The organism is Nonomuraea salmonea (assembly GCF_042428605.1).
Classification (GTDB): Bacteria; Actinomycetota; Actinomycetes; order Streptosporangiales; family Streptosporangiaceae; genus Nonomuraea; species Nonomuraea salmonea.
In genome coordinates this window covers 1-10832 of sequence record NZ_JBHMCF010000017.1, presented here as the reverse complement: position 1 = coordinate 10832, position 10832 = coordinate 1, and the positions used below count along the sequence as shown (strand labels likewise).

Genomic DNA, 10832 nt, shown 5'->3' with positions numbered 1-10832 from the left:
GACGCGAAGGAAGCGTTGCGCACGGCCGGAATTCTGACCGGTTCCGAGGCGCCGGAATTGACGCAGGCATTCAGCGTCCTTTCCCGCGAGGAAGTGGACATGCTGGTGTCGCTCAAGGGCAAGATTCCCGCCGCGCTGCCGGAGGTGCTGGCGCACTCCATCGGCGGCTGGACCACCCCCGAGGCGACGCAGCAGAACTTCGAGCCGGGCATGCTCTGCGCCTGCGGCCTCTGGTCCGGGTCGGGACAGAACGCCCAGTAGCCGGCAGGCGAGCTCGCAGGTGCGGGCGGCCGCACCTGCGAGCCGACGCGACACAGCCGACGCGACACAGCCGACGCGACACAGCCGACGCGACACAGCCGACGCGACACAAGGAGTGGACATGCCCGGGAAGCTGACAGCGAACCGCGCCCTGTTCGAGGTGCCGGACGGGCTGACGTATTTCGCGCGCGACGGAGAATATCTGGTGGTCAATCCGCACGCCGGCGGCCGATGCGTGCTCGACGAGCGGGAATTCGCCGTATTACAGGCCCTGGCCAGGACCGGCGAAGCGCTGGAACCCACCAGGGAGACCGAGCGCACGCTCGCCAAGCTCATTTTGAGCTGGGTCGTCTATCACAACGGCAACCGTCCGAAGATCAAGCTGACCGAGCCCGCGTTGCAGACGGTCTATTACGCCATCACCGACGGCTGCAACCTGCGCTGCCCCTATTGCTACGCCTCTTCGGAGAAATGCCTGCCGGGCGAGCTCGACACCGCCGAATCCCTCGACCTGGTCTCGCGCATCGCCGGCTTCGGCGCCGGGCTCATGGTGTTCACCGGCGGCGAGCCGATGCTGCGCAAGGATCTGTTCCCGATCGTGGAGCACGCCAACGAGCTCGGCCTGAGGTGCAACATCATCACCAACGCCACGATGATCAGGACACCGGCGCAGGCCGCCAGGTTCGCCGAGTTGTTCGGCAACGTCACGGTCAGCATGGACGGCGCCACCGCCGAGACCCACGACCGCACCAGGGGCGCGGGAGCGTTCGCCAAGACGTACCGGGCACTGGAACTGCTCAACGACGCCGGCGTGGCGCCGAGCATCAACCACATCGTCACCTCGGAGAACGTGCACCACCTGGAGGACTTCGCGACCTTCATGGAAGGGCTCCAGGTCAACTCGATCCGGCTGATGTACCACAACAACCTGGGCCGCGGGATCACCGACGAGTACGACTTCGGCTGGGCCGACCACCTGCGCGTCCAGCAGCTCGTGTGGACCGTGCCGGTCGCGGGGAAGCTGCGCCCGCTCGGCCCCAAGCCCATCTCGCCCTGCTCGATCAAGGGCAACTGCGGCATGGGCGGCAGCGAGATCTACATCAACTCGCTGGGCGACGTCTACCCGTGCAAGCTGGTCACCGGCCGCGAGCACTTCGCCGGCAACGTCAGGCGGCAGTCGCTGGAGGACATCTTCGCCACGCCGGTGCTGCGCGGCATGCGGACGAGCACCGTCTTCGGCGGCGAGTACCACGACGACTGCGAGCGCTGCTACATCAAGGCCACCTGCGGCGGCGGCTGCCGCGCCGCGCACATGGCCGAGTCGGGCGACGCCCGCAGGAACAGCCGCCACCTGTGCCGCATCCTGCGGCACGGCGTCGTCACCCAGATGTGGCAGGAGGCCGGCGTCGATCCCCGCGAGATCGCCGCGCACGACACCGAGATGACCACGCCGCGCCTGGTCGCCACCGGCGAGGTGCACGCGGTGTACGAGGACTGGAAGACGTTCGTCCCCGTCTCGCTGCCCACGCCCGAGCCGCCCGCGCGGGCCCGGGTCGGCGAGCTGCTCCCGATAACCCCCGTCCGATGACAAGACAGCAGGAGGTGGCGCGTGTCGCTCCGCATCAGTGACGCCGTGGTGTGGCAGGAGACGGGCGAGGGCATCTCGCTCTACCACACCGAGACCGGGGACTTCCGCACCCTGAACGAGACCGGCTCCAAGATCTGGCTCGCCGTCGCTGGCGGCGGCGGGGCCCAGCCGGTCGCCTCGGCCCTGTCCCGCGAGTTCGCCGGCACCGACCCGGCCCTGATCAAGCGCATCGTGGCGGACGTGCACGCCTTCATCGGCACGATGGTGGACCAGGGCCTGTTCGAGGAGAGCCCGGCGTGACCCGCGCGGTGGTCCTCGGCGGCGGCTTCGCTGGCGTGCTGGCCGCCGCGGTGCTGGCCCGGCACGCGGACGACGTGCTGCTCGTCGAGGGCGACCGCTACCCGTCAGCGCCGCTGCCCCGGCGCGGGCTGCCGCAGGCGCACCACAGCCACGTGCTGGTCACCGGCGGCGCGCGGGCGCTTGAGGAGCTGCTGCCCGGCACGCTCAAGGCCCTGTACGCCCGTGGCGCGCACCGCCGCGGCCTGACCGGCGACGTGCTGATCCTCAGCGCGGACGGCTGGTTCGCCCGGCACGACACCGGCGCGTACCTGATCTCGTGCACCCGCGTCCTGTTGGACCACGTCGTACGCCGGAGGGCCCTGCGCGGCGTCACCGTGTGGCCGGACACCGTCGCGCTGGGCCTGACCGGCGACGCCGGCCGCGTCACCGGCGTGACCGTCGGCCGCGCGGGCGGCCCGCCGCGGACCGTGGAGGCCGATCTCGTCGTGGACGCGACGGGCCGCCGCTCGAAGGCCCCGAGCTGGCTGGCCGGGCTCGGCGTGCCGCAGATAGAGGAGACGGTGGTCGCCTCGGAGCTGGCGTACGCGACCCGCCTCTACCGGGCGCCCGCGGGACGCGCCGCCGCCACACCGGCGATCATGATCCACCCGCACCCGGACGGCCCCGCGCGGGGGGCCACGCTGTTCCCCATCGAGAACGGCCGCTGGGTCGTCACCCTGACCGGCGACCCGCCCGTGAAGGAGCCCGGCTTCACCGCGTTCGCGCACGGCCTGCGCAGCCCGCTCATCGGGGAGCTGATGGCCGCGGCCACGCCGCTCGGCCGCATCCGCCCGTACCGCGACACGAGCAACAGGCGGCGCTTCTTCGAACGCGCGCCCCTGCCGGAAGGGGTGCTCGCGATCGGCGACGCGGTCGTCGCGGTCAACCCGGTCCACTCCCACGGCCTGTCGATCGCCGCGCTCACCGCGCTCCGCCTGGACCGCGAGCTGGCCGGGCACGGCGGCGTCAAACCCTGCCGCACCCCTGAGCTCCAGGCCGCCGTGGCCGAGGTGGCGGACCCGTCGTGGCGGATGGCCGTCGGCCAGGACGGCTCCCCGCGGCCCACCTTGCTGAGCCGGGCCGCGCTGACCAGCCACCAGTTCGCGACCCGGATCTTCCGCGCCCAGACCCTGATCGCCGAGCAGGAGAGCACGCCATGACCCGCCTGATCCCGCGCAGCCTGCTGTTCGGCAACCCCGCCTACCTGGCCCCCGCGCTGTCACCGGACGGCACCAGGCTGCGCTTCCTCGCCCCCGACGACGGCGTGCTCAACGTCTGGGCCGGCCCGGCCGACGCGCCGGACGAGGCCAGGCCGGTCACCAAGGATCGCGGGCGGGGGATCAGGTCGGCCGGGTTCTGCCACGACGACCGTACCCTCTACTACCTGCAAGATCGGGACGGCGACGAGAGCTGGCGGCTCTACCTCGTCGATCTCGACACCGGCGCCGAGCGCTGCGTCACCCCCTTCGAGGGCGTGCAGACCCGCGTGCTCGCGCACAACGGCTCACGACCTGGCACGATGCTGATCGGCCTGAACAAGGACCGGCCCGAGCTGCACGACGTCTACCGCCTCGACCTGGCGACCGGCGACCTCACCAAGATCGCCGACAATCCCGGCTACCTGAGCTGGGAGATCGACCCCCGCCTGCGCATCCGCGGCGGAACCACCATGAACCAGGACGGCACCCTCACCATCCACCTGACCAGCCCAGGAGCCCACGAGCCCACGCCCTGGCTGGAAGTGCTGCGCGAGGACGCCATGGGCACCCGCGTCGCCGGCTACTCCCGCGACGGCAGGACCGTCTACCTGCTCTCGTCCATCGGCGCGAACGCCACCCGCCTGTACGCCGTGGACGCCGCCACCGGCCGGCGCACCCTCCTCGCCGCCGACCCGGTCTATGACGCCAAGGCCCTGGAGGTGGACCCGATCCACCGCCGCCCGCAGGCCGTGGTGTTCGGCCGCGACCGCGACGAGCGCCTGTTCCTCGACGACGCCTACGCGCGGGCCGTCACCCGGCTGAGCGAGCGGCTAGCCGAGCTCGGCGTGCACGGCGAGCTCGACATCGACCGCTCCGAGCGCGGCGACCGCACGTGGGTCGTGACCGTGGTCGCCTGCGACGCCCCGGTCCGCTACTACGTCTACGACCGGCACGAGGACCGCCTGCGCTTCCTCTTCTCCCACCAGCCCGAGCTGGAGCGCCACCGGCTCGCAGAGATGGAGCCGTTCGTGTTCGACGCCCGCGACGGCGTCGAGGTGCACGGCTACGTGACCTGGCCGCCCGGCGCAGAACGCCGCGACCTGCCGGCCGTGGTGAACGTGCACGGCGGCCCCTGGTGGCGTAACTCCTGGTGCTTCGACGAGGAGGCCCAGCTGCTCGCCAACCGCGGCTACGCCTGCGTCCAGGTGAACTTCCGCGGCTCCGTGGGCTACGGCAAACACTTCCACAACCTGGGCGCCAAGCAGTGGGGCGCGGCGATGCAGACGGACCTGCTGGACGCCGTCTCGTACCTCGCCGCCCGTGGCGCCGTGGACCCGGCCAGGGTCGCGATCATGGGTTGCTCGTACGGCGGATACGCGGCCCTGGCCGGCGCGGCCTTCACCCCCGGCGCGTACGCCTGCGCCATCGACCTGTGCGGCCCGTCGAACCTGCTGACCCTGCTGGAGGGCGGCGCCGCCTACCGGCGGACCGTGGACACCTTCATGCACGCCCACGTGGGCGACCCCGCGACCGAGCGCGACCTGCTGTGGGAGCGCTCGCCGCTGTCCAGGGCCGCCGACATCACGATCCCGCTGCTGATCGTCCAGGGCGCGAACGACGTACGGGTGCCCCGCCAGGAGGCCGAGCAGATCGTCGCGGCGCTGCGCGCGGGCGGCGTGCCGCACGAGTACCTGCTGTTCGAGAACGAGGGCCACGGGCTGCTCAGGCCGGAGAACAGGGAGACGTACTACGCCGCCGTCGAACGCTTCCTCGCCGCGCACCTGGCATAGAACCGCTCACGAGCACGCCGGCGGCCAGACGCCGACGTGCAGCAGCTCGTGGGCGTAGCAGTACGCCACCAGCTGGCTGCGGTTGCTGCACGCGAAGCGGTCGAGCAGCTTGCCGATCCGCTCGGCCACGGTGTACCTGCTCAGGCGCATCTCCCGCGCGATCCGCGTCGTCGTGTACCCGGTGGCGAGCATGACGATCAGCTGCCGGTCACGATCATTGATCAGGTCATCGGAAACAAGAGTCATGGAAGTCTCCGGACGGCTCGCATCGACCGCGGGCGCCCCGGACGTGAGCGCCTCCGACCTCGAACGCTAGGAGAGCCCGGTTGCGTACCGGTATGGCCCGGCCATGGCCCCGGTTAGCCGTGGCGGCCGCTATGGCGCGGGCATGCCGCCGCCATACCGGCGCGAAACCGGCCGGACATAGCGTGCAGATCAGTGCCCACCTGCCCGGGAGGTTGACCGATGGACAGCGAGACGCCTTTCGACGCGCTGGCCACGCTGCGCGCCGCAGGACACCCCGTCGACCTGCTGAACGAGCGGCAGCGGCAGGTGTTCGCCGAGCTGGGCAGGCCCGAGGTCGAGCTGCTCAACTCGATCAAGACCCGGCTGGACGCGGCGGCCGGCGAGGTCGAGGGCCAGGACCTCAAGCTCGTATGAGCACGAGGGCCGCCCGCCCGGCCCGCCGGCGCGTGGTCGTCGTGTTCGTCGACCTGGTCGGCTCGACCGAGCTCGCCGAGCGGCTCGACCCCGAGCTGCTGCGCACCGTACTCGACCGCTACCACCGCGCCTGCACCGCGGGCATCGCCGAGCACGGCGGCGTGGTCGAGAAGTACATCGGCGACGCCGTCATGGCCGTGTTCGGCGTCCCGGCCAGCAGCGAGGACGACGCGCTGCGTGCCGTACGCGCCGCGCACGCCGCACTCGCCCGGGTCCGCCGGCTCAGCGACGATCTCGCGCCCACCCACGGCATCCGGCTGGAGGTGCACTGCGGCATCGCGGCGGGGGAGGCCATGGTGATCGACCTGCCCGGCGCCGACCTGCGCGTCACCGGCGACACCGTCAACACCGCCGCCCGGCTGCAGTCGGCGGCCGGCGCCGGCGACATCCTCATGGGGGACGAGGTGGCCCGCATGGTCCGCGCCTACGCCCAGGTGGAGCCGGTGCCGCCGCTGCGGCTCAAGGGCAAGCGCGCTCCCGTGCGGGCCTGGCGGCTGCTCTCGCTCGGCGCGCCGGGCGCCGCCCGCGAGGACGACCAGGCGCCGCTGATCGGCCGCGAGGAGGAGGCGCGGCAGCTCAGGCAGGCGTACGGGCGGGCCGCCCGCGACCGCCGGTGCTGCGTGGTCACGCTGCTCGGGCTGCCCGGCATCGGCAAGTCCCGGCTGGTGCGCGACTTCACCCGAGGGCTGCCCGCGCAGACGTCGGTGCTCGTCGGACGGTGCCCGTCGTACGGGGCCGGCATCACCTACCGGCCCATCGCCGAGATGCTCGAAGCGCTCAACGGCGACTGGCCGCTCGTCGCGCCCGAGCTGGAGCCGGCGAGCGTACGGGCCCTGCGCGGCCTCGCCGCCACCGACGGCACCTCCGGGGTGGAGGAGATCGCGCGGGCCGTACGCGGCCTGTTCGAGGCCCTGGCCCGGCGCCGGCCCCTGGTGGTGATCTGGGAGGACCTGCACTGGGCCGAGCCCACCTTGCTCGACCTCATCGAGCAACTGGCGGCCCGGCTGCTCGACGTGCCCGTGCTGCTCGTCTGCGTGGCCCGGCCCGAGCTGCTCGACCTGCGGCCCACCTGGGGCGGCGGGATGGCGTGCGCGTACGCGCTGGAACTCGGCCCCCTCGGCCCCGACGAGATGCGCGCGCTGGTCTCCTGTCTCGCCCCGCCTCTTGGCGAGGTGGTCGCACACGGCGCCGACCCCCTGCTCGACCGGGTGGCGGAGGGCGCCGACGGAAACCCGCTCTTCGCCGAGCTGATGCTGGAGACCCTGGCCGAGGAGGGTGCCGGCGCGCCGCTGCCGCCCACCGTCCAGGCGCTCATCGCGGCCCGGCTCGACCGGCTGGGGGACGGGGAGCGCGACGTGCTCGAACGTGCCGCGACCATCGGCCAGGTCTTCGCCCGCGACCGCCTCACGGTGCTGCTCCCCGGCTCCTTCGACGTGGACGAGGCACTGTGGAGCCTGCTGCGACAGCGGATGATCCGCCGCGCGGAGCTGCCCGGCTCGTACCAGTTCACCCAAACTCTGACCAGGGACACCGTGTACGCGATGACCCGCAAGGAACTGCGAGCCACCTGGCACCTGACCCTCGCCGACCACCTCACCCAAGCCCCGCCACCCACCTCCACGGATGACCGGGAGCCTCGCCACCCACCAGCCGGCTCCTTCGACGAGCCGTCGCAAGGGGACCTCGCGCACCACCTGGAGACGGCGTGCCTGCTCAAGCGTGAGGTCCAGCCGGACGACCCGCTGCTGCCCGCGCTCACCGTACGCGCCGCCCGCGCGCTCATCGGGGCGGGCACCCACGCCGCCCACCGCAAGGACCTGCCCGCCGCACTCGCCCTGCTGGAGCGCGGACGCGAGCTGCTGCCGCCGGGCGACCCCGAGCACCGGCGGCTCGCCGTACGGATCTGCGACGCCGCCCTGGCACGCGGCGACGGCGAACGGGCGTACGCGGCGGTCGAAGCCGCCGAGTGGATGCTGCCCGGCGACCGGCGTACCGGCCTGACCTGCGAGATCCAGCGCGAGACGCTGAGCCTGCGCTTCGGCCTCGCCCACCCCGCGCTGGACCCGCTGCGCGACCTGCTCACCGCCGAGCCGGACGACGACCTGAGCTGGTGCCGCTTCCACGAGCTGGAAGCACTCACCCACCTGGGGGAGGGCCGCTTCGGAGCCGCGGAGGCGGCTCTGCGCGCGGGCCTGGACCGAGCCTGCTCCCTCGGCGACCGCTACGAGGAGAACCGCCTGCTCAGCGGCGTCTGCGAGCTGGCCCAGTGGTCGCCCACCCCGATCCCTGAGGGCCTGGCGCTGTGCACCGAGCTCTCCGCCAGGTTCGCGGACGACCGGGCCCTGCTCGTGCCGGTACTGATCACCCAGGCCCGGCTGCTGGCCCTCGCGGGGCATATACGTGCGGCCCGCACTGTCCTCACCACCGCCGCCCGCCACGCCACCGACCTCCACCTCGACCTCGCCGCCACGGCCGTCACCCAGGTGAGCGGCCTGGTGGAATCCCTCGACGCCCACCCCCGCGCCGCCGCCACCCGCTTCCGCCAGGCCGCCACCGCCCTGCGCACCGCCGGCCACCCGGGCCCCGCCGCCACCCTGGACATCTACGCGGCCCGCGAGCTGATACGCCAGGGCCGCCACAGCGAGGCCACCCAGACCCTGGCCCGCGTGGAGGCCGCGCACGCACATGACGGCGTGGAGGCCGCGGGTGCGAAGGACGACATGAACGCCGCGCGGGCGCGTGACGACGTGCCGGTCGCCGGTGTGCGGCTGCCGGCGCGCGGCGAGCTGATGTCGCTGGCCCTGCGCGCCCGCCTGGCCTCGCTCGAAGGCGACCACGACCGGGCCGTCACGCTGGCCGGCGAGGCGGCGGAACGGCTCGGCCGCACCGACGACCCGTGCCTGCGCGGCGACGTACTGACCGAACTCGCCGACACCTACCGCACGGCGAACCACCCGACCGAGGCGGATGCGGCCACCGACCGAGCCCGGCGCGCCTACGCGGCCAAAGGCGCCGCCTGGCCCAGGAACCGCGGCACCGGACGCGGAGAGGCGGCCCCATGAGCACGACCGCATCCGGCCCGACGCCCTCGCCACCGTGGCGGGGGCCGACGCTCCCGCCACCGTGGCGCAGAGCCCGTCCCACCTCCTTCCCCGGCATGCCCGCGTGGAGTCAGGCCACCTCCCGCCTGGGCGTGGAGGCGTTCGAGGTGAGCCGCCAAGGGGAGATCGACCGCGAGTGGGCCTGGGGCGGCTCGGACGGTTCCGGCGTCCGGGTCTGCGTGATCGACACAGGAGTGGACGGCACCCACCCCCTGGTCGGCGACCTGGCCCGATCCCTGGTGGTCGTCCAGGGCGAGGCCCGTACGGACGAGGTGATCGCCGACACGGCGATGACCGCGACCACCGCGCGCACCACCATCGGCACGGGACCACCGCGAGCCGGGGCGGCCGCCGTCGTCGACTGCGAGCCGACCGACCCGGCGGGTCACGGGACGGCCTGTGCGGGCATCATCCGTTCGATCGCCCCCGCGGCCGAGCTCACCTCCGTCAGGGTGCTGACCGACGGCCGGTCGGGCAGCGGGGCGGCGCTGCTGGCGGGCCTGGGCTGGGCGGTGGACGAGGGCTTCGACGTGATCAACCTGAGCCTGTCCACCACCCGCCAGGAGTTCCAGGGCCCGCTGCAGGAGCTGGCCGACCGCGCGTACTTCCGGCGCACCATGCTGGTGGCCGCCGCGCACAACATGCCGGTGGTCAGCTACCCGTGGACGTTCTCCTCGGTCATCTCGGTGGCCAGCCACGACGAGACCGACCCCCTGACGTACTACTACAACCCGGCGCCGCCGGCCGAGTTCCACGCCCGGGGCGTCCGGGTCCCGGTCGCCTGGCCGGGCGGCAGGCGGATCCGCAGCACGGGCAACAGCTTCGCCGCCCCCCACATCACCGGCGTCTGCGCCCTCATCATGAGCAAACACCCCTGGCTGACACCGTTCCAGCTCAAGTCGGTGCTCTTCCTGGCCGCGAACAACGTCACAGAAGACCCTGGAGGCATCAATGGCCGTACGTGATCCGCTGCCACCCGGCGACGTCGAGCTCACCGAGCGCCGGCTGCTGATGTCCGTGGTCGAGGTGGCCAGGCACGTCTTCGACTCCGCCGCCGCCTCGATCTTCCTCGTCGACGGCGACACCGGCGAGCTCGTCTTCACCGCCGTCTCGGGCAAGGGCGAGGGACACCTGCCGGGCACGCGCTTCCCGCAGGGGACGGGGATCGCGGGCTGGGTGGCGGCGAGCGGCCAGCCGATGATCGCCGACGACGTGGAGGAGGTCGCGTACTTCGCCCGCTACGCCGCTGAGGCCACCGGCTACGTCCCGAGCAGCATCATGGCGGCCCCGCTGATCCGGTACGAGGAGTGCATCGGCGTCCTGGAGGTGCTGGACCGCTCGGACGCCCTGCGCGGCGAACTCGCCGACGTGGACCTGCTGTCCCTGCTCGCCACGCAGGCCGCCTGCGGCCTGGAACTGCTGCTGCGCTGGCGCCACACGCACGCCGCCGCGGCCGTCTCGCGCGGCGATGACCTCCGTACGATGCTGGAACGCATCGCGTCCCGCGTCCTGTCGGGCGGCGGCACGCCCAACGCCACCGCGCTCACCCTGCTCGTCGCCGCCGACGAACTCCTCGCATGAAGCGCAGTCGGACCGGCTGCCCCTGCGGCCCGGCCGATTAGCTGCACCGCTGCCTCTACCTGTGGTGAGCGGGCCCGTGGTAGTGCGGCAGGTCGAGCGGCGGCACAGGGAAGCCACCGGCCGCCGGCTCCTCGGACAGTTCCTCGAACTCGGCCTCCACCTGCGCCTTCTTCGCCTCCTTGCGCCGCTGGTCAACGGTGTCGAACCGCATCCAGATGGCCAGCGCGCCGACCACGATGACGGCGCCGAGTGC

10 protein-coding genes and 1 pseudogene are annotated in these 10832 nt (G+C 72.8%); 9 read left to right on the top strand and 2 right to left on the bottom strand.

Translation table 11 applies throughout. The features are described 5' to 3' along the window. From ACFFR3_RS19780 to ACFFR3_RS19760, 5 genes are all read left to right on the top strand, one after another. The coding region (locus ACFFR3_RS19780; protein WP_379483603.1) for a StsA-related sactipeptide RiPP at positions 1 to 261 on the top strand (261 nt) is incomplete at its 5' end. Positions 262 to 382: 121 nt separating this feature from the next. Beyond that, positions 383 to 1849, top strand: a complete 1467-nt coding sequence (gene stsB / locus ACFFR3_RS19775; protein WP_364385703.1) for a StsB family radical SAM/SPASM domain sactipeptide maturase — start codon at positions 383 to 385, stop codon at positions 1847 to 1849. Positions 1850 to 1870: 21 nt separating this feature from the next. Further along, positions 1871 to 2149 (top strand): PqqD family protein, encoded by a 279-nt coding sequence (locus ACFFR3_RS19770; RefSeq protein ID WP_364385700.1) that lies wholly within the window; start codon positions 1871 to 1873, stop codon positions 2147 to 2149. Continuing rightward, positions 2146 to 3348: an NAD(P)/FAD-dependent oxidoreductase gene (locus ACFFR3_RS19765; protein ID WP_345409102.1), complete on the top strand. Its 1203-nt coding sequence runs from the start codon at positions 2146 to 2148 to the stop codon at positions 3346 to 3348. The genes ACFFR3_RS19770 and ACFFR3_RS19765 overlap by 4 nt, the downstream gene beginning before the upstream one ends. Then, positions 3345 to 5177: a S9 family peptidase gene (locus ACFFR3_RS19760; protein ID WP_379483602.1), complete on the top strand. Its 1833-nt coding sequence runs from the start codon at positions 3345 to 3347 to the stop codon at positions 5175 to 5177. Before ACFFR3_RS19765 ends, ACFFR3_RS19760 begins: the two co-directional genes overlap by 4 nt. A gap of 6 nt (positions 5178 to 5183) precedes the next feature. Here the strand turns inward: ACFFR3_RS19760 and ACFFR3_RS19755 are convergent, their stop codons facing one another. Next, positions 5184 to 5423 carry a LuxR C-terminal-related transcriptional regulator gene (locus ACFFR3_RS19755; RefSeq protein WP_345409094.1) on the bottom strand — a complete coding sequence of 80 codons (240 nt, stop codon included), beginning with the start codon at positions 5421 to 5423 and terminating at the stop codon, positions 5184 to 5186. A gap of 219 nt (positions 5424 to 5642) precedes the next feature. Here ACFFR3_RS19755 and ACFFR3_RS19750 point away from each other — a divergent pair, with 219 nt between their 5' ends. The 4 genes from ACFFR3_RS19750 (at position 5643) to ACFFR3_RS19735 (ending at position 10579) form a co-directional block, all read left to right on the top strand. After that, positions 5643 to 5837, top strand: a complete 195-nt coding sequence (locus ACFFR3_RS19750; protein ID WP_345409092.1) for an aroma-sacti cluster domain-containing protein — start codon at positions 5643 to 5645, stop codon at positions 5835 to 5837. Beyond that, positions 5834 to 8959, top strand: a complete 3126-nt coding sequence (locus tag ACFFR3_RS19745; protein WP_364385690.1) for an ATP-binding protein — start codon at positions 5834 to 5836, stop codon at positions 8957 to 8959. Before ACFFR3_RS19750 ends, ACFFR3_RS19745 begins: the two co-directional genes overlap by 4 nt. 95 nt (positions 8960 to 9054) lie before the next feature. After that, on the top strand, positions 9055 to 9963 hold the full coding sequence (locus ACFFR3_RS19740) for a S8 family serine peptidase (RefSeq protein WP_364385687.1): 909 nt from the start codon (positions 9055 to 9057) through the stop codon (positions 9961 to 9963). Beyond that, complete coding sequence (locus ACFFR3_RS19735; protein WP_345409082.1) at positions 9950 to 10579, top strand: GAF domain-containing protein; 630 nt, start codon at positions 9950 to 9952, stop codon at positions 10577 to 10579. The genes ACFFR3_RS19740 and ACFFR3_RS19735 overlap by 14 nt, the downstream gene beginning before the upstream one ends. Before the next feature lie 55 nt (positions 10580 to 10634). On the opposite strand, the pseudogene ACFFR3_RS19730 reads toward ACFFR3_RS19735, so the two are convergent. Further along, positions 10635 to 10832: pseudogene (locus ACFFR3_RS19730) on the bottom strand (NADH-quinone oxidoreductase subunit NuoH); the annotation flags it as partial.